Genomic DNA, 19,929 nt, shown 5'->3' on the forward strand with positions numbered 1-19,929 from the left:
GTACTAAAGAACAACATGCCGAAAACAGACGTTCAGAGTTCCTTATTGTAAGTGGTGCTCCAATGACCGAATAAAAAAACATTAACTGAAGCGCAGAAATTAAATCTTAAGTTTTTGCATCTAATTGAGGTTATATTAATAGCTATATCTCTGCGCTTCTTTATAAAAAAGAAAACTAATTACACCGTATTTAATTAAATACATCATAAACAGTTTATTGTGAAAAAGACGTTATCTCCTAATACTATTATTCACCAAGATTCATTAAAATTTGAATTAATAGAGTTCTGCAAAAAAAACCAACTATTAACTTATGGTAGCAAAATAGAATTGGAAAAAAGAATAACAGCTTTTTTAAATGGACAAATAGAAAAAGACAAAAGCATACCTTCTCTTAAATGCAAAAGAAGAATTATAAAAAAAGTTATCTAAAATGTAATTTGTATCGGTTTTCAATGCAAAATAACTAAACCTAAAGAATTAACCTGCATTTTATAGTTCGCATTTATATTTCTACAATACTACACTAGCCTATTAAGGTTAATATCAATTCTATAAAACAATAGAGAATAGCACACATTAGAAAAACAAAACACACTTACAAAATCATTGTAAAAAAATGCTCAAAAAGAGAGCATTCTGTTTTTAGTTTCGTGCTTTAATCTTTAAAATTTGCAATACCTTCTTTTAACCAAGCATTATAATCATCAATATTTGGAGTATAAGCAACCGGTTCGTTTAGGTTTTCTTCATTATGATCCATCAACACATAATAAGGCTGCGTATTGGTTTTGTATTTAATAGTTTGCATTTCGCTCCATAGCTGTCCTTTATTTCTCAGTTTTTTACCTGGTCTTAATTTTGAATCTGGAGCTTCCCCTTCAGGAAAATCTATTTGTTCATCAACGTATAAAGAGATAAGTACAACTTCGTTTTTAAGCTTAGACAAAACCTTAGGATCTACCCAAACATTTTGCTCCATTTTACGACAGTTGACACAAGCCCAACCTGTAAAATCTAACATCACAGGTTTTCCTACTTTTTTGGCATAAGCTAATCCTGTTTCATAGTCATTAAATGCTAAAATATCATGTGGTGCTAATAAATGGGCTCCTTCAGGAATATCAGTTGAACTTACAGAACCGCCACCTTTAGAATTCCCTACTCCATATGGTGATTCAGAATAATCCAATGGAGGCGGAAAAGCACTTATAATTTTTAAAGGAGCTCCCCAAAGTCCAGGAATCATGTAAATGGTAAACGTTAGCGTTAGTAAACCAAATAATAAGCGTCCTACTGAGATATGCTTTAATGGTGAGTCGTGTGGTAATTGTATTTTCCCAAAAAGGTACAACGACAGTGTTCCAAAAATAGCAATCCATATGGCTATGAATACTTCACGTTCTAAAACATGTAATTGCAATACTAAATCGGCTTGTGACAAGAATTTAAACGCTAGGGCTAATTCTAAAAATCCTAAAACGACTTTCACAGTATTTAACCAGCCTCCTGATTTTGGTAATGAATTTAACCAACCCGGAAAAGCAGCAAATAATGCAAATGGTAATGCGATTGCAGATGAAAAGCCTAACATACCAATAACTGGAGCTATTCCACCTTTAGAAGCTGCTTCCACCAAAATAGTTCCTACTATTGGTCCTGTGCAAGAAAACGACACAATGGCTAAAGCTAAGGCCATAAAAAAGATGCCAACAAGTCCACCTCTATCAGCTTGTCTATCGGCTTTATTTGCCCATGAATTTGGTAATACAATTTCAAAAGCACCTAAAAAAGAAATGGCAAAAACCACTAATAATATAAAGAAAATAAGGTTAAACCAAACATTTGTGGCTAAGGCATTTAAAGCATCCGCCCCAAAAATTGCTGTTATGATTGTACCTAATAAGACATAGATTACAATAATTGATAATCCATAAATAATAGCATTTCTAATTCCTTTAGCTTTAGACTGGCTTTGTTTTATAAAGAAACTTACCGTCATAGGTATCATTGGAAATACGCATGGTGTTAATAATGCGACAAAGCCTGAAAAGAAAGCAATAATAAAAATAGACCATAAACCTTTACTTGACTCGTCGTCTTCTGTCTCAGAAGCTATCATATCTGTTGTTGCTGCAACAGTTTGAGTTAAATCGTATTCTAAATCTATATAGGTTGGCGCTGTACACTGAGTATCATCACAAGACATAAAACCAACCTCTGATACGACTTTAGAAATTGTAGCGTCTGAAATTTTAATTTTCTGCCTGAATTGCGCCTTATTTTTAAAGTATTTAATCTTCATATCGAAGACCTTGTCTATACTTTCATTCCCTTTTTCTTCGTTGGTAGATCCCACTAAAGTAACACCTTCTTTTAAGGTATAGTCAAAACTTGTTGGAATTGGTCCACCATCAGCAACATTTTGTGAATACAATTTCCATCCTTCATCTATTGTTGCTGTAGAAACCAAAATCAATTCGGAATCATTTATTTTTTCAACAGAAGTACTCCATTTTACGGGCTCTAGGATTCCTTCTAAACTACCCATTGCGTTTGTAGTAGCACCTGTTAAATCCAGAGACATTTCTGCAGAGTTAGCTTCTACAACCTCAGCGTCCTTTAAATTATACTGAAGGTCTATATAGCTTGGCGGCAAACATTTTTCATCGTCGCAGACCATAAACTCAACCTCCCCTTCTACTAAGGACAATTCCTTATTTAAAACTTTAATACGTTGTCTAAATTCTGCTTTACTATCGAAAAATTTAATTTTCATCTGAAAAATAGGATCATCTACTGTCTGACCTTCATCTTCAGAAGTTTTACCAACTAATTCAAAATTTTCATTTTCTGTATATGAAAAACCTGTGGAAATAGGCCCATTGTCGGGTACACTTTGTGAATACAAATGCCACCCAGAATCAATAGTTGCTATAGAAATAAGGTTATATTCTGTATCGGAAATTTTTTCAACTTTGGTTTCCCATTTTACGGGATCAAAAACTTGAGAGAATAAATTAAATGAAAAACAAAATGCAAAAAGGCTAAGTAGTAGTACTTTTTTAATCGTCATAAATAAAGCATTAAAACACAAAAATAATTGAAGTGTTTTTATTAATAATTAACAATCTACTAATTTATAAAAACCTTAGGAATTTCGTTTGTTTTTACAATAAAAAAACCGAACTAGATGTTCGGTTTGTTTGTTTTAAGATTTAACTTCAATCTTTATTTTATCGGAATGCTTCCATTTGGAAATTCCTCCTTCTAAATCGTATATTTTTTCAAAACCAGCATCTTTCATTTTTTTAGCACATTTAGCACTTCTCCCTCCTGACTTACAATACAATATTACGGGTTTCTTTTTATCTAATTTATTAATGTCTTCATCAAAAGTTGGAGACATAAAATCTATATTTTGAGAATTGGCAATATGAATTTGTTCGTGTTCTTTTGGAGTTCGCACATCAACTAATTGAACATCTTCCAACTCTAGAATAGATTCCATTTCTTCAGCCGTTACTAACTTTACTTCAGTAGTATTATCGAGTTTTTTATCTAAACAGCTTACATTAAAAACCATTGCTGTAAAAAGACAACAGATTACAAATACTTTTTTCATAATTATTTGAATTAAAATTAGTCTTTAAAGGCAACATCTCCTTGCCATTCGCTAAATCCTCCAATTAAATTATAAGCGTTATTAAAACCTAATTGATTCATTATTGCACAAGCCTGACCACTTCTACCACCAGATCGACAATACACATAATAGTTTTTAGTTTTATCTAACTCTTCAAGCTCATAAATAAAACCTTGACCTTTATAAATATCTATATGAATAGCATCAGTAATTATACCCATATCAACTTCTTCTTGTGTTCTAACATCTAAAACAACTGAATTATTGTCTTCTTCAAGTTGTTTTTTCCAATCTTCTTGGGATAAATCTGCCATAGTCTTCTTAATTATTAGTGCAAAATTAACATTTCATTGTGATATAGACGTAAAAAAACCCGAAGTGTTACATAACGGGTTCATTTTTTAACATATCTAATCTAAAAAGCACAAGCTCATGTCTATCTAATTACACTTTAATAGTACAACCTATTGCTTTTGTTTCCTTTACTTTAACGTCTTCTCCTTTTAATAAGGCATCAACCGCATTTTCTACATATTTTACTTTTACAGCTTTCGCATCTTGGTAATTATCGTCTATCGCCCCAATATATTTTACTTCGTTACCTGCTGTTGTTTTTTCTAAAATGTAAATATGTGGTGTCTTAGTTGCACCATATTGCGGATAAATTTTCTGACCTTTATCTGTTAAATAAGGAAACGTAAAGCCTTTAGATTTTGCTCTTTCTTGCATTGCTTTCATGTTGTCACCAGGCATAACATCTGTATTGTTTGGCATAATAGCAATAACAGGAAAACCTTTAGAAGCATATTTTTTATTTAAAGCCTCTATTCTATCTTCATAAGCTACAGCATAAGGACATGTGTTACAAGTAAAAGTCACAATAAAGCCTTTTGCATCTTTATAATCTGAAAGAGAAACCATATTGCCATCAATATTCTCTAGATTAAAATCTGTAGCCATATCTCCAACGTTATACCCCTGACCATTTAATTTTGTTGTAACAGCAGATAGTGTAACTAACACTACCATTACCGTTAGTAATTTTAATATCTTCATCTGTTTATTATTTTAAAAATTGTTTGAGTTCGGTTTCTAATTCTTGTTGCGTGAATGATTTTTCGTAAAACTGTCGTTTGTCATTATTGTAAATAATTGTCGCTGGTATTGCACCAGACCATTCTTCTGCTATTGCTGGAATCCATCGGTTTTGATCAACATCATCTAAAGCAACAACCTTAGCTTTTAAATTATTCTTTTCTATAAATGGCTGTAAGGCAGTGTCGTATTTATTTGGAAAATCTAAACTCACCAATAATAGCTCTACACCTTTGTCTTTATACTTTTCATTGACAGCCTCAAAATAAGGCAATTCTTTAATACAAGGTGCACACCAAGTTGCCCAAAAATTTACAATATGAACTTTACCATCCGTTTTATTAAGTAAAGGTGCTAAACCATCATAATCATAAACCTCAAATTGACGATCTGCCTCTAATTGTGCTACATTAGGTACGACCTCAGGTTTTATAATCTCATTTGTAGTAGATGTATCCTTACACGACATCAAGATTAATAAAACTAAAACTGCTACTTTTTTCATCTTATAAATTTATTAATCAAAGTCTATAACTTTATAAATTTAACAAAATATTAATTTTATATATCAAGAAAAAATATACATTTGTATATACAATTGTTGTATATGAAAGAATTGAATGACATATTAAAAACAAAAGCTGATTTACCGATATCAAGAGCGACAGTAATTAACATTTTTCATACCACCACTTGGATAAAAGATGATTTGTTATTGGAGCTAAAACCTTTCGATTTATCCTTAGAACAATTCAATGTGCTTAGGATTTTAAGAGGTCAAAATGGAAATGCCATAAACTTACAAGACATACAAGAACGTATGGTAAATAAAATGAGTAATACCACTAGATTGGTTGATAAGTTGATAAAGAAAAAATTTGTAAAACGTACGATTTGCAAATCCAACAGGAGAAAAGTTGAAATCGTTATTACAGATTTAGGTTTAGAAACGCTAAAAACAGTAGACCCAATTATAGATCACACAGAAAAAAACATTACAAAAAACTTAACTCAAGACGAGTTAACACAATTGAACACCCTTTTAATAAAACTTAAAAACAAATAATTATGAAAAACAGAAATTCAAACATTGCCATGCTATTAGTTTTAGCATTATCATTTATGTCTTTTACGACATTAAAAGACAAAACCGTAAAAGTTGAAGAGAGCTCAGTAATATGGAAAGGCTATAAAGTAGGTGGAGAACATACTGGAACGATTAATCTAAAAAGCGGTACTTTATCATTTGATGGCAAAACGTTAACTGGTGGAAATTTCAGCATAGATATGACCTCTATTAATACCACAGATTTACAAGGAGAATACAAAAGAAAATTAGATGGTCATTTAAAATCTGATGATTTCTTTGGTGTAGAAGAATTTCCTACAGCAACTTTAGAAATTACATCTGTGACAGGTAAAAATGGTACTTTTAATGTAAATGCAGATGTTACTATTAAAGGAAAAACGGAAGCGATCTCTTTTCCAATGTTAATTAAAAGCAACACAGCAACCGCAAGTTTAAAAATTGATAGAACAAAACATAACATCACTTACAAATCGCCTTCTCTTTTAGAAACCTTAAAAGATAAAGCTATTTATGATGACTTTGATTTAAATGTAACCCTTAAGTTTTAATCCCCCAATAACTAAATTTAGTAACATTTAAATTTTGATTCCTGTTTTAGTAAAAAAACTAATACAGGAATCTTTTTTTCCTAAAGTGTTTGAAATCCGAAATTTGATTTCTATCTTTGATGTTCAGATGAAAATAAATACAAATCATACTTGGTGGTGGAATTTCTCAAACTTACGTTCGTGAAATAATCCTTGGTATGTAATACTTATATAAAAAAAGGCTTGTCATTCACGACAAGCCTTTTTTTTTATTTAACAAGGCTTCAGAAGCTATTAAATTGAAACCTATCTCTGCCTAAAGAGATATCAAATTGAATTTGACATAAAATGAAAACATTTAGTTTAAACACACATTATAAAAAAATCTTAGCAGACACCATTACTCCTGTGAGTATTTATCTAAAAATTAGAGATAAATTCCCCAATAGTATTCTTTTAGAAAGTAGTGACTACCATGCTAACGACAACAATTTTTCTTATATATGTTGCAATCCTATTGCTTCTATAAAAGTTGAAGGCAATACAATTTACCAAACCTATCCCGACGGTAGTTCTAAAAATAGCCTTATTGAAAGCGACGGTGTTGTTGAGGAAATTCACAAATTCACACAACGTTTTAAAGTGGATTCAAATAAAGAATTCAAATTTATTAATAATGGAATTTTTGGATACACCGCATATGATGCTATTAAATATTTTGAAGACATTGAGATTTCAAAAAAAGACCATTCAGTGTCTATTCCTGAAATATACTATGCTGTATATCAAAACATCATCGCTATAGATCATCAAAAAAATGAAGCGTATATTTTTGCACATTGTTTTCATAGCGAAAATAATATTGAAGACATTTTACAATTGATCCAAACCAGACAATACGCTTCTTACGATTTTAAAACGAAAGGCAGTATTGAGTCAAATCTTACAGACGACGAATATAAAGCACACGTAGAACTGGCAAAAAAACATTGTGGTCGCGGAGATGTCTTTCAATTGGTACTGTCTAAACAATTCTCGCAACAATTTAGTGGTGATGAATTTAATGTTTACAGAGCCTTAAGAAGTATTAACCCTTCCCCTTACCTATTCTATTTTGATTATGGGAATTTTAAAATATTTGGTAGCTCACCAGAAGCACAATTAGTGGTTAGTAATAGTAAAGCCGAAATTCACCCTATTGCTGGTACTTTTAAACGAAGTGGAAACGACCTTAAAGACGCGCAATTAGCTGAAGAATTAATAAAAGATGACAAAGAAAACAGTGAGCATGTCATGTTAGTTGACTTAGCCAGAAACGACCTAAGTAGAAACGGAAGCAATGTTACTGTCGAAAATTATAGAGAAGTACAATTCTTCTCTCACGTGATACATTTAGTAAGTAAAGTTACAGGTACAATTCACAAAAACACCGACACCATGCAAGTGGTTGCAGACACATTTCCAGCCGGAACTCTAAGTGGAGCACCAAAACACAAAGCCATGCAGTTGATTGAAAAGTATGAAAAAACGAGCAGAGGTTATTATGGTGGAGCTATCGGTTTTATGGATTTTAACGGTAATTTTAATCATGCCATTATGATTAGAACATTTTTAAGTCAGAATCATAAATTATTTTGGCAAGCAGGAGCAGGAATAGTTGCCAAATCTGAAGCTGAAAGTGAATTGCAAGAAGTTTATAATAAATTAGGAGCATTGACAAAAGCGATTGAACAAGCTGAGGAAATTTGAATTAGCTATCATTCCTGCGTAGGCAGGAATCTATTTAAAAAAATTGAAGTATAATCAAAAAGACACCTGCTGTCGCAGGCATAAAATGAAAAAAATATTAGTCATAGACAATTACGACAGTTTCACATACAATCTCGTTCATTATTTAGAGGACTTAGATTGTGAAGTCACCGTAAAACGAAACGATAAACTAACGCTAGAAGACGTCGATGCTTTTGAAAAAATTGTGTTGTCACCAGGACCTGGTATTCCAGATGAAGCTGGTTTATTAAAACAGATTATAGAAACTTATGCACCAACCAAAAGTATCCTAGGTGTTTGTTTAGGGCAACAAGCTATTGGAGAAGTTTTTGGTGGTTCATTAGAAAATTTAGATAATGTGTATCATGGTGTAGCCACTAACATTACACTTTCAGTGGATGATGAATCCCTTTTTAAAGGCTTAGGTAAAACTTTTGAAGTGGGCAGATATCATTCATGGGTCGTTAATGCCAATTTACCAGATTGTTTAGAAGCCACGTCTTTTGATGATAACGGTCAAATAATGTCATTAAGACATAAAGTTTACGACGTTAAAGGTGTGCAATATCACCCGGAATCGGTGTTGACACCTAATGGAAAACAGATTTTAGAAAATTGGGTAAGCAGTAAGCAGTAAGCAGTAAGCAGTAAGCAGTAAGCAGTAAGCAGTAAGCAGTAAGCAGTAAGCAGTAAGCAAAAANAAAACTAAAATACAATTTGGGAAGAATACAAAATTCAGTAAAAATTAATGTCCCAAATTTCGACATCGTCGGAAACATCAAAAATCAGAAATAATGAACGAAAGAACGAAGATGCGAGGCGTAGCCTCAAGCACGAAGTTCTGAAAGTGAATGATGCTTTAGCAATTTCCTATTTTTGATTGTGATTTTTTGGTTCGTTTTGTATCAAGACAAAATGAACAGAACTAAAAAAGATATTTAATTAAAAAGATATTCCGTTTTACGGAACATTGATATGAAACAATTATTAAACAGACTCATTAACCAAGAAAGCATCTCTAGTGAAGAAGCCAAAAACGTCTTGGTCAACATATCCGAAGGAAAATATAATCAAAGTCAAATTGCATCATTCTTAACCGTTTATATGATGCGAAGTATCACCACGGAAGAACTTCGAGGTTTCAGAGATGCATTATTAGAGTTATGTATTCCTGTAGATTTAGACAATTACGAGACTATCGATTTATGTGGAACCGGAGGTGACGGAAAAGATACTTTTAATATTTCAACCTTATCTTCATTTGTAACAGCAGGTGCTGGAGTTCATGTTACGAAGCATGGGAATTATGGTGTGTCTTCGGCTTGTGGATCTTCAAATGTCATGGAATATTTAGGCATAAAATTCACAAGTGATACCGACTTTTTAAAACGTAGTATAGATGAAGCCGGAATATGCGTTTTACATGCACCTTTATTTCATCCTGCAATGAAAAATGTAGCCCCAATCCGAAAAGAATTAGGTGTAAAAACCTTTTTCAATATGTTAGGCCCAATGGTCAATCCTGCATTTCCAAAAAATCAAATGGTTGGTGTTTTTAATCTTGAATTATTGCGATTATACAGTTACTTATATCAAGAATCGGATAAAAACTATGCCATAGTTCATGCTTTAGATGGTTATGATGAAATCTCGTTAACAGGAAAAACGAAAGTGATTTCTAATACTTCAGAAACCTTATTTGAACCGCATGACTTAGGAGTCAATCAAATCCAACAATCTGAAATTTTTGGCGGAAACAGTATCAAAATGGCTGCCGAAATTTTTAAAAGTGTTATCAATTATAAAGGTACAGAAGCACAGCACAATGTGGTGTGTGCTAACGCCGGACTAGCCATTGCTACAGCCAAACAAATTTCACATAAGGAAGGATTTGAATTAGCGAAAGAATCGCTTGTTAGTGGAAAAGCAAAACAGAGTTTAGATAAACTAATTGAATTAAGCAAATGAACATCTTAGACAAAATAGTAATAGACAAACGCAAGGAGGTTAATCTTAAAAAAGAACTAATTCCTATAAAAGCTTATGAACAACTACCTTATTTCGGAATGAAAACAAGGTCTTTGTCTGAAAAATTAAGAGCAAGTCAGACTGGTATTATTGCAGAGTTTAAACGTAAGTCACCTTCTAAATCCATTATAAATGATACTGCTTTGGTTGAAGATGTTGCCATTGGTTACGAAAACGCAGGAGTATGTGGCATGTCTATTTTAACAGACGAGATTTATTTTGATGGCTCCATGGACGACTTAATGATTGCCCGAGAAAATTGCGAATTGCCCTTGCTTCGGAAAGAATTTATAATTGATGAATATCAGATTATTGAAGCCAAAGCTATTGGTGCAGATGCTATTTTACTAATTGCAGCCATATTAACTAAAGCTGAAATTAAGCAGTTTTCTGAATTAGCTAAAAGCCTAAATCTCGATGTGTTATTAGAAGTCCATAACGAAGACGAATTACATAAGTCCATTATGCCTTCTTTAGATATGTTAGGTGTAAATAACAGAAATTTAAAAACATTTGAAGTCAGTTTAGACATCTCAAAACAATTAAGTGCATTGATACCAAATGATTTTGTAAAAGTATCTGAATCAGGTATTAGTTCTGTGGACGCCATCAAAGAATTACAGCCTTATGGCTATAAAGGTTTTTTAATCGGCGAGAATTTTATGAAAACAGACAATCCTGGAGCAAGTGCTAATCAATTTATAAAAGACCTAAAGACCTAGCAGGTTTATAAAACCTAGCAGGTCTAAAATAGAAAAGAAACAAATTAATTTTAACGTCACTTCGAGTGCTATTTGAAGTACGAAAAAATTGTATCGAGAAGAAATAAATAGATTCTTGCCTTCGCAGGAATGACAAAAATAATAATTTAAAAAAGCCGAATGCGTGATGAGACTCCCGCTTTCGCGAGAATGAAGATGAAACTAAAAGTCTGCGGAATGAAATATAAGGAGAACCTAGAAGCTGTGGCTAATTTGCGACCAGATTATCTCGGTTTTATATTTTATAAAAAATCAGCCAGACATTTTGATTCTAGTATTCCTGAATTGCCAAAATCAATTAAAAAGGTTGGTGTTTTTGTGGATGAAGAACTAGAAATAGTGAAAGACACTATTAAAAAATTCAACTTACAAGCCGTGCAATTACATGGTCACGAATCGCCAGAATATTGTGCAGCAATAAACACTGTTGAAGTTATAAAGGTGTTTAGCATTAAAGATGAATTCAACTTTGATGTGCTTCAACCTTTCGAAAATGTCTGTGATTATTTTTTATTCGACACCAAAGGAAAATTACCAGGCGGAAACGGTTACACGTTCAACTGGAATGTATTAGAACAGTATCCATCCACCAAACCTTATTTTTTAAGTGGTGGTATTGGATTACATGAAATTGAAAAAATAAAAGAATTCAAAGAAAGTCCGGCTTCAAAGTTCTGTTATGCTATTGATGTGAATAGTAAATTTGAAATAGAACCTGGATTGAAGAATATTGAAGAATTGAAATTGTTTAAAGATAAATTAATAGTATAGTTTTAATGAGAAGTGAAAAGTGAAAAAAAATTAAAATATAAATTGGGAAGAAAACAAAATTCAGCAAAAATTAATGTCCCAAATTTCGACTGCGTCGGAAACATCAAAATTCAGAAATAATGAGCGAAAGAATGCAGGTGCGAGGCACAGCCTCAAGCACGAAGTTCTGAAAGCGAATGATGCTTTAGCAATTTCCTAATTTTGATTGTGATTTTTGGTTCGTTTGCATCAAGGCAAATGAACAAGAAAAAAAAAAGAAACAGATTGCCACATCACGTAAAAAACGTGATTAGCAATGACGATAATAAAACAATCATGAGTTACAAAATCAACGAAAAAGGCTATTACGGTGAGTTCGGTGGCGCATACATCCCTGAAATGCTTTATCCAAACGTAGAAGAATTACGTCAGAATTATTTAAAAATCATGGCTGAACCTTCGTTTCAAGAAGAGTTCAATCAACTTTTAAAAGATTATGTGGGTCGTCCTTCTCCACTCTATTTTGCGAAACGTCTTTCAGAAAAACACAATACCAAGGTCTATTTAAAACGTGAAGATTTAAATCATACTGGCGCCCACAAAATCAACAATACCATTGGTCAAATTCTGATGGCAAAACGTTTAGGTAAAAACAGAATTATTGCCGAAACCGGAGCTGGTCAACATGGAGTTGCAACCGCTACTGTTTGTGCTTTAACAGGTATTGACTGTGTGGTTTATATGGGAGAAATTGATATTGCACGTCAAGCCCCAAACGTCGCCCGAATGAAAATGTTAGGAGCCAAAGTGGTTCCAGCATTATCTGGTAGCCGAACGTTGAAAGACGCTACTAATGAAGCTATTCGCGATTGGATTAATAATCCGGTTGACACCCATTACATTATTGGTTCTGCGATTGGACCTCATCCTTATCCAGATATGGTGACGCAATTTCAGTCTATAATTTCCGAAGAGATAAAATGGCAGTTGAAAGAAAAAGAAGGTCGAGAAAACCCAGATTATGTTGTGGCTTGTATTGGTGGAGGAAGTAATGCCGCAGGAACCTATCATCATTTTTTAGATAATGAAGATGTTGGTATTATTGCTGTAGAAGCTGCTGGAAAAGGCATTCACTCAGGTGAAAGTGCCGCGACTTCTGTTTTAGGAAAAGAAGGTATTATACACGGTTGCAAAACCTTATTAATGCAAACCAAAGACGGACAAATTACAGAGCCCTATTCTATTTCTGCAGGGTTAGATTATCCTGGTGTTGGGCCGTTACATTCGCATTTGTATAAAACAGGTCGTGGTGAATTTTATTCAGCAACCGACGATGAAGCTATGAATTCTGGTTTAGAATTAACGCAATTGGAAGGTATTATTCCGGCTATTGAAAGTTCGCATGCCTTGGCTATTTTTAAACATAAAACCTTTAAACCTAGCGACGTTGTTGTGATTAGTTTATCTGGTCGTGGTGATAAAGATTTACAGAATTATATCGATTATTTTAAGCTGTAGAAGTTGAAATTGAATTTAAAAATGACATTAAAGTTGAATGTTTATTTTTGATTACATTTTATAGTTTTTATTAAAAACACCTCTAAGAGCTACGTTCGGTAATTTCTAATCAAAACATATTTTGATTCTTATTAGCCTCAAGGAGACAATTTGCTATTGAAGAATTTGGCTTTTTCAATTTGTCATTTGAAATTTTAAGCAATACATTTACAGTTACCAATTATTTATATTTAAAATATGTCCGAAACGGTTTTAGAACTTAGAGATGCTACGATTTATCAAGGTGACAGTATGGTGCTGTCTAAGGTGAATTTTGAAATGAAGAAAGGAGATTTCGTCTATCTTATTGGGAAAACAGGAAGTGGGAAAAGTAGTTTCATGAAAACGCTTTATGGTGATTTACAACTAACAGAAGGTGATGGCTCTGTTGTTGATTTCAATTTAAAAACCATGAAAGAAAAAGATATTCCGTTTTTAAGACGAAAATTAGGTATTGTTTTTCAAGATTTTAAATTATTACCAGATCGTACGATCATAGGCAACCTAGAATTTGTATTAAAAGCAACAGGTTGGAAAGAAAAAGACCGTATTAAAGATCGTATTGATGTTGTTTTAGATAAGGTAGCTATGAAGACTAAAGGTTTTAAATACCCTCATGAACTTTCTGGTGGCGAACAACAACGAATTGCTATTGCACGTGCTTTGTTAAATGACCCTGAATTGATTTTAGCAGATGAGCCTACCGGAAATTTAGATCCTCAAACCAGTATTGAAGTCATGGAAGTATTGCAAGACATTAATAAAAATGGGAATACCATTTTAATGGCCACACACGATTATGCTTTACTTTTAAAATATCCGAGTAAAACTTTAAAATGCGACGAAAATAAAGTGTTTGAAGTTGTGCAACGTAAAAGTTAGTCCATGCTTTCAATCTTAATTCCTTGCTATAATTACGACATACTTCCCTTAGTAAGTGAATTACACCAACAAGTTAAAGCCCTACCTATTGAGTTTGAAATCTTGGTATATGACGATGCTTCAAATTCTAAATTTAATAAAACCAATGCTTCAATTAACAACTTAGAAGGCTGCTGTTTTAAAATACTTTCTAATAATATCGGTCGGAGTAAAATAAGAAATCTACTAGGTAATGATGCCTCTTATGAGAATTTGTTATTTATGGATGCAGATACATTTCCTCAACAAAAGAATTTCATCAAAAATTACCTCAGTCATGAAAATGAAAAGGTTGTTTATGGTGGTATAACAAATGAAGTTGAAGTACCTGAAAAACCATACAAATTACGATGGCTTTACACAAAAAAGAGGGAAACGCAATCTATATGTTCTTCTAACTTTTTAATTAAGAAATCTGTTTTTCTATTAAACCAATTTGATGAGACCTTAACAACATATGGTTATGAAGATGTTGTCTTTTTTGCTGGCTTAAAAGAGAATAACATCAAAATAAAAACGATACAAAATTGGGCTATTCATCGTTGTCAAGAAACTGCTGACAACTATATTTCTAAATTAGAAACTGGTCTTCAAAATTTATTATACCTTATTGAAGGCAATAAATTAGCACAAGACGAATCTAAACTTCACAAGTTTTATGCATTAGCTCGAAAATTTGGAATGGTCCCAGTTGTGGTTCTTTTATTTAAAACATTAAAAAAGGGTTTAATTAAAAATTTTAATTCGTCTCATCCTTCTATAATTTTGCTCGATTTTTACAAACTTGGTTACTTTTGTCTTTTAAAAACTAAAAAATAATGTCGTTTTTCTCAGTTATAATAACAGTTTACAATAAAGCTGAGTGTATTAAAGACACAATAAATAGTGTTTTAAATCAGTCTTATAAAGATTTCGAAATTATTATAATTAACGATGGTTCTACTGATAAGAGTGAGGACATTATTAAAACTTTCAACGATCAACGTATCAATCTTATAACAACAAAAAATCAAGGAGCGTCAAAAGCAAGAAATATTGGTATAGAAAAAGCTACAGCGACATATATAGCTCTTCTTGATGGTGATGATACTTGGGAAATTGATTATTTAAAACACATACATAACGCTATTTCGAAATTTCCCGACATAAAAATTTTCACAACAGGAATTTCCCATAAATACGACAATAAAACGGTACCAGTTAGTTATAGTTTTAAACAAAAAGAACTTTATAAAATCCGCGATTTTTTTCAGTCAAGTTTAGACTTTCATTTAATTACTAGCTCTAGTGTTGTCTTTGATAAGTCCATAATTAGCAAAACCGGACTTTTTGATCCTTCTATTATTTCTGGTCAAGATACAGATCTATGGATACGATTTGGCTTACACTTTAAAATTCTATTTATAAATAAACAACTTGTTTACTATAATTTTGATCCCACAAGCTTATCTAACACAACTTTTAATCTTAGTAAGAAACCAAAGTTTGACAATTATTTTAATGAAGAAAAAAACAATATATATCTAAAAGTATTTTTAGACAATAACAGGTATGCAATGTCTATTCTAAGCAAGCTGCTAAATGATAAAAAACACTTTTTATATTACACATCACATATAAATCCTAAAAATTTAAACTTTAAACAACACTTCTTGTTAAAAAGCCCAAAATGGCTCTTAAAACTATTGCTTAAAGTAAAGTCTTTAAAAGGTGAAAAGGTATATTACCCTAATACCTAAATCTGAGATTTAAAAACCTCATAATCTCGGATATATTCTCCTTCATTATACTCTGTAGATGCTAGAACCAAACAGACTGAACCTGAGGAAAAATTATCTATTTCTCTCCATATATGTGTTGGTATATACAACCCTTGGTTAGGTTTATTAAGCATGATTCGTTTTTTGGTTTTACCATCATCTATAACAACCTCAAAACTGCCACTTAATGCAATAATAACGGATTCTTGTTCTTTATGAGCATGTCCTCCTCTACTGCTTTCTGTAGGCACATCATACAGATAATAAACACGTTTAATACTAAAGGGAATGGTGTCTTTTTCTATAACCGCTAAAAAACCACGTTCGTCATGAACTTTAGGAATATCAATTAATTTTACACTATGTATTGTATTCATGTTATTGTTTTCATTTACTTTAAAATGGATTGCCATTGCATTGCAATCTTTGCACTAGAAAATTGAGTAACACTTTGTTGTGCATTAGACTTACATTGCAAGTATAAATCTTTATCATTAATTAAACTATTCATTGCCTTTGCTAATGCAAGTGGATTATGATTTTCTACCAAAAGACCGTTGTATTTATTTACAATAACCTCATTAGGTCCCGACTTGCAATCTACCGCAATAACAGGCACATTAAGCGATAAAGTTTCAGGAATTACCATAGGAAACCCTTCGTACCTACTACTTAGGACCATAAACAAACTCTTTTTTACAAACGGGTATGGATTTTTTTCAAACCCTCGAAATATTATAGAATCTAAAAGTCCGATGCTTTGAACGTACGATTTTAAACGTTCTTCATCTAATCCACTGCCTAATACGAGTAGTTTAACTCCATTACTTGAAAGTTCAGATAGTTTATAAGCATCAAACAGTAATTTCAAATTTTTATGTTCATCATCCAATCTACCATAAAAGATAATGTATACGCCAAGGTTAATTTCAACATCCTGACTTGCTTTTGTTTTAATATCACTAAAATTAAAGCCATTATAAATAGTGCTTATATTTTTAAGTTGGTATAATTCTCTAAATTTTATCTCGGCTGCTTTAGAAACAGCAACCATAATTTCATTCTTGTACAAATACTTATTCAACCACTTGTATGCCGTAAATGTTTTTTCAGTTTTATAATTGTGTATTACATAAACTGTAGGTAATTTATAAATGAATTTTGTAATTACAAATTCTCTATAAGCCTGTGTTCGTGCTCTTCCATCTATAATAACATCAATTTTATTGGTTTTTAAGAACTTCTTAAAGATTCTAAGTCTATTTATTCTACCTAAAAAGGTATCATCCTTCAACTTTATATTACCAAGATTTAACAAAGTGCCTTTGTATTTATAATCTACAAATTCTAAAATAGTAACGATATAAACGTCATATCCCAAATCACTTAACATAACAGATAATAAAGCCGAAGATTTTTCCGCACCTCCTTTTCCTAAAGAAGAAGCCACAATACAAATTTTTTTTTTATTAGCTTTAATCATTAACGAGTATCTTTGAGACAAATGTAACATCCATATTTTAATTATAAGCACTCAGTAAGAGTATTTAGAAGGTGTTCTATCATAAATTAAAATTACAAGTTATAACGTATGAAAATTTTATTGGTTGGCGAATATAGCAGGCTTCATAATTCTTTAAAAGAAGGATTAGAATTACTTAACCATGATGTTACAATTGTGGCTGCAAAAGATGGCTTTAAGAATTATGATGTGGACTTCCCTATTTATAAAACATATGAAAAAGGATTTCTAAGAACATTCAAAAATCTTATTTATAGATTTACTAAAATTGACCTTGAATCAATTCAAATTAAAAAACAAATCATTAATCTGAAACCCAAACTCAGTGATTTTGATGTTGTTCAATTTATTAATGAAGCCTCATTTTTATGTACCGCCACTATTGAAAAAGAGATTTTCGATTTAATTTCAACTTGGAATAAAAACGTTTTCCTATTGTCTTGTGGTACCGATTACATAAGTGTGAAATATGCATACGATAAAAAATTTAGATATTCAATTCTAACTCCTTATCTAAATGGAAAAGATCAAATTTTAAGCTCTTATGGTTTAAAATATTTAGAGCCCGATTTTGTAGAACTTCACCATCATATTTATAAATCTATCGTTGGAGTTATAGCATCCGATTTAGATTATCATTTACCTCTATTAAATCATCCTAAATATTTGGGACTCATTCCAAATCCGATAAACACGGAACAATTAGAGTTTAAACCATTAAAAATTGAAGATAAAATCGTCATATTTCATGGTATAAATTCAAATAACTATTACAAAAAAGGGAATGATATTTTTGAAGAAGCCTTAGCGATTATAAATCAAAAATATGCAGATAAAATAAAAATTATAACTGTAAGAAGCTTGCCTTATAACGAATACATAAAAACCTATAACGAAGCACATATAATGCTCGATCAAATTTATGCTTACGATCAAGGGTTTAATGCTTTAGAAGCTATGTCCAAAGGGAAAGTTGTTTTTACAGGTGCAGAAAAAGAGTGGCTAGAGTATTATAATATTAAAGAAGATACTATTGCTATAAACGCTTTACCAGATGCTAAAACCATTGCAACTAAATTAGAGTGGTTAATTCTTAATCCTGAAAAAATTCTTGAAATTTCGATACAAGCTAGACGCTTTGTAGAAACACATCATGATTATAAAACTTGTGCTGAGAATTACCTAAAAACGTGGCAAAATCATATTTGAAACTACTCCGTTTTTGAGGCCGTTTGATTGTAATAACCTCTAATTACAAAAACTACGACTATAAAGTAGATGATATACCTTACGAAATGCGCAATAACAATGCCTTCTGTACCATAGTACTGAATAAACACTTTTGACAATACAAAAAACAATCCTAGAGAAATTATTTCAGTAAACACAAAACTTTTTACGAGTCGTTTAGCTAAAAACTGATGGGATAAGACTAAGGCGCCTAATCTTACAAAATCACCTAATAATTGCCATTTAAACAAAGGTTTCATTCCTGTAAAATCTGGGTAGATAAAGAGAATAATATAATCTTTCAGAATATAAACTAAAAGCATTCCCAGTCCAAAAATTGGCAAAATGGTTTTATAAATATTAAGCACTTCAATCTTAAACTCATGCTTATTATGGATACTCGCGAATTTTGGTAACACATACAGCGTAAATAATCCTGTGGCAAACACCATATAGTTTTTAGAAATAAATGTAATTGCGGTCCAATACCCAGCTTCATTAATGTTTATTTCATCTGTGACCAAGGTTCTTATATTCAACTCTATATAATTCAACAAAAATGAAGATATAAAAGACATTAATGTAAATGCCAATAACTTATTTTTATAAATAAGGCTAAGCGTTAAAGACTTAAACTTTACATAGGTTTTTAACGTTTTTCCAAATACAAATGCCAAAACAACTAACTGAATCACTGGTGCTAGTACAATGGCTATAATTACTCCTTTTAATTCTGAAGTATATAAACCAATAACAACAGCAACGGTTGCTAAAAGATAACTAATGAGTTCTATTTTAGCATAGCGTTTATAATCTGACAAACCACTAACTACAGCATTAACCACACGGCTTCCAGCAACAAAAGGCACAATAACCGCTAATAACTGAAAAATATAAATATACTCCTGAGAATGAAAAAGGTAGTTGGACAAATACGAGGCCCCAAAAAATAAAACAGCTGCAGAAACAACGGAACCAATTATAGCAAAAATGGTTACAGTTGAAAATACTTTTGAAAGTTCTGGCTGATTGTTTTTAAATTCAGCGACATACTTTACAACACCATTAAATGTTCCTAAGGTAGATGTACTTGTGAGCATTGCTAAAACATTCCTCACCTGACCAATACTAGCATAACCAGCTTCTCCAACAGTAACCGCAAGTAAACGCTGAATAAATGCAGAAACTATTAACCTAATAGTAATAACCACTGCATTAAGTGATGTAATCTTAAGCACTATATTATTACTAATAAATTTTGGAAGCTTCACT

At 31.8% G+C, this 19,929-nt stretch carries 21 protein-coding genes; 13 read left to right on the plus strand and 8 right to left on the minus strand.

From position 1 onward, the window contains the following. Window positions 1-219 precede the first annotated feature (219 nt). Window positions 220-432 carry a hypothetical protein gene (locus ABD730_RS14730; RefSeq protein ID WP_334471410.1) on the plus strand — a complete coding sequence of 71 codons (213 nt, stop codon included), beginning with the start codon at window positions 220-222 and terminating at the stop codon, window positions 430-432. A gap of 226 nt (window positions 433-658) precedes the next feature. Here ABD730_RS14730 and ABD730_RS14735 read toward each other — a convergent pair whose 3' ends face one another. The 5 genes from ABD730_RS14735 to ABD730_RS14755 all read right to left on the minus strand — a co-directional run bounded on the left by ABD730_RS14735 (window position 659) and on the right by ABD730_RS14755 (window position 5,246). Further along, window positions 659-3,076, minus strand: a complete 2,418-nt coding sequence (locus ABD730_RS14735) for a protein-disulfide reductase DsbD family protein (protein ID WP_344715671.1) — start codon at window positions 3,074-3,076, stop codon at window positions 659-661. A 135-nt stretch (window positions 3,077-3,211) separates the two neighbouring features. Beyond that, window positions 3,212-3,625: a rhodanese-like domain-containing protein gene (locus ABD730_RS14740; protein ID WP_215924505.1), complete on the minus strand. Its 414-nt coding sequence runs from the start codon at window positions 3,623-3,625 to the stop codon at window positions 3,212-3,214. Window positions 3,626-3,642: 17 nt separating this feature from the next. Next, window positions 3,643-3,960, minus strand: coding sequence for a rhodanese-like domain-containing protein (locus ABD730_RS14745; protein ID WP_215924506.1), 318 nt, complete (start codon window positions 3,958-3,960; stop codon window positions 3,643-3,645). 130 nt (window positions 3,961-4,090) lie between these two features. After that, complete coding sequence (locus tag ABD730_RS14750) at window positions 4,091-4,702, minus strand: thioredoxin family protein (RefSeq protein ID WP_334471415.1); 612 nt, start codon at window positions 4,700-4,702, stop codon at window positions 4,091-4,093. A 7-nt stretch (window positions 4,703-4,709) separates the two neighbouring features. Next, window positions 4,710-5,246, minus strand: coding sequence for a TlpA family protein disulfide reductase (locus tag ABD730_RS14755; RefSeq protein ID WP_334471416.1), 537 nt, complete (start codon window positions 5,244-5,246; stop codon window positions 4,710-4,712). Window positions 5,247-5,348: 102 nt separating this feature from the next. Here ABD730_RS14755 and ABD730_RS14760 point away from each other — a divergent pair, with 102 nt between their 5' ends. The 11 genes from ABD730_RS14760 (at window position 5,349) to ABD730_RS14810 (ending at window position 15,884) form a co-directional block, all read left to right on the plus strand. Further along, the gene (locus tag ABD730_RS14760; RefSeq protein ID WP_215924509.1) at window positions 5,349-5,807 is read left to right on the plus strand and encodes a MarR family winged helix-turn-helix transcriptional regulator; all 459 of its coding nucleotides are present in this window, start codon (window positions 5,349-5,351) and stop codon (window positions 5,805-5,807) included. Between the two features lie 2 nt (window positions 5,808-5,809). Beyond that, window positions 5,810-6,379: a YceI family protein gene (locus ABD730_RS14765; protein WP_344715674.1), complete on the plus strand. Its 570-nt coding sequence runs from the start codon at window positions 5,810-5,812 to the stop codon at window positions 6,377-6,379. 327 nt (window positions 6,380-6,706) lie between these two features. Next, the gene (locus tag ABD730_RS14770) at window positions 6,707-8,107 is read left to right on the plus strand and encodes an anthranilate synthase component I family protein (RefSeq protein ID WP_344715676.1); all 1,401 of its coding nucleotides are present in this window, start codon (window positions 6,707-6,709) and stop codon (window positions 8,105-8,107) included. A gap of 85 nt (window positions 8,108-8,192) precedes the next feature. After that, a complete protein-coding gene (locus ABD730_RS14775; protein ID WP_344715678.1) occupies window positions 8,193-8,765 on the plus strand; it encodes an anthranilate synthase component II in 573 nt (190 codons plus the stop codon). Between the two features lie 338 nt (window positions 8,766-9,103). Further along, the gene (trpD, locus tag ABD730_RS14780) at window positions 9,104-10,096 is read left to right on the plus strand and encodes an anthranilate phosphoribosyltransferase (RefSeq protein WP_334471423.1); all 993 of its coding nucleotides are present in this window, start codon (window positions 9,104-9,106) and stop codon (window positions 10,094-10,096) included. Then, window positions 10,093-10,878, plus strand: coding sequence for an indole-3-glycerol phosphate synthase TrpC (gene trpC / locus ABD730_RS14785; RefSeq protein WP_344715680.1), 786 nt, complete (start codon window positions 10,093-10,095; stop codon window positions 10,876-10,878). The genes trpD and trpC overlap by 4 nt, the downstream gene beginning before the upstream one ends. A gap of 195 nt (window positions 10,879-11,073) precedes the next feature. Beyond that, complete coding sequence (locus ABD730_RS14790) at window positions 11,074-11,688, plus strand: phosphoribosylanthranilate isomerase (protein ID WP_344715681.1); 615 nt, start codon at window positions 11,074-11,076, stop codon at window positions 11,686-11,688. A 315-nt stretch (window positions 11,689-12,003) separates the two neighbouring features. Next, window positions 12,004-13,185 (plus strand): tryptophan synthase subunit beta, encoded by a 1,182-nt coding sequence (gene trpB, locus ABD730_RS14795; protein ID WP_344715683.1) that lies wholly within the window; start codon window positions 12,004-12,006, stop codon window positions 13,183-13,185. A gap of 237 nt (window positions 13,186-13,422) precedes the next feature. Further along, window positions 13,423-14,106, plus strand: coding sequence for a cell division ATP-binding protein FtsE (locus ABD730_RS14800; RefSeq protein WP_344715684.1), 684 nt, complete (start codon window positions 13,423-13,425; stop codon window positions 14,104-14,106). 3 nt (window positions 14,107-14,109) lie between these two features. Beyond that, window positions 14,110-14,964 (plus strand): glycosyltransferase family 2 protein, encoded by an 855-nt coding sequence (locus ABD730_RS14805; protein ID WP_344715686.1) that lies wholly within the window; start codon window positions 14,110-14,112, stop codon window positions 14,962-14,964. Continuing rightward, complete coding sequence (locus tag ABD730_RS14810) at window positions 14,964-15,884, plus strand: glycosyltransferase family 2 protein (RefSeq protein WP_334471434.1); 921 nt, start codon at window positions 14,964-14,966, stop codon at window positions 15,882-15,884. Before ABD730_RS14805 ends, ABD730_RS14810 begins: the two co-directional genes overlap by 1 nt. Here ABD730_RS14810 and ABD730_RS14815 read toward each other — a convergent pair. Both ABD730_RS14815 and ABD730_RS14820 read right to left on the minus strand, forming a co-directional pair. After that, on the minus strand, window positions 15,881-16,318 hold the full coding sequence (locus tag ABD730_RS14815) for a sugar 3,4-ketoisomerase (RefSeq protein ID WP_334471436.1): 438 nt from the start codon (window positions 16,316-16,318) through the stop codon (window positions 15,881-15,883). The two genes, ABD730_RS14810 and ABD730_RS14815, sit on opposite strands and share 4 nt — an antisense overlap. Further along, window positions 16,297-17,388, minus strand: a complete 1,092-nt coding sequence (locus ABD730_RS14820) for a glycosyltransferase (protein WP_334471438.1) — start codon at window positions 17,386-17,388, stop codon at window positions 16,297-16,299. Before ABD730_RS14820 ends, ABD730_RS14815 begins: the two co-directional genes overlap by 22 nt. A 108-nt stretch (window positions 17,389-17,496) precedes the next feature. Here ABD730_RS14820 and ABD730_RS14825 point away from each other — a divergent pair, with 108 nt between their 5' ends. Continuing rightward, a complete protein-coding gene (locus ABD730_RS14825) occupies window positions 17,497-18,636 on the plus strand; it encodes a glycosyltransferase family protein (protein ID WP_334471440.1) in 1,140 nt (379 codons plus the stop codon). 2 nt (window positions 18,637-18,638) lie between these two features. Here the strand turns inward: ABD730_RS14825 and ABD730_RS14830 are convergent, their stop codons facing one another. Beyond that, window positions 18,639-19,928 carry an O-antigen translocase gene (locus tag ABD730_RS14830; RefSeq protein WP_334471442.1) on the minus strand — a complete coding sequence of 430 codons (1,290 nt, stop codon included), beginning with the start codon at window positions 19,926-19,928 and terminating at the stop codon, window positions 18,639-18,641. Window position 19,929 lies beyond the last annotated feature (1 nt).

Origin of the sequence: Winogradskyella damuponensis, from assembly GCF_039538385.1 — a bacterium.
Taxonomy (GTDB): Bacteria; Bacteroidota; Bacteroidia; order Flavobacteriales; family Flavobacteriaceae; genus Winogradskyella; species Winogradskyella damuponensis.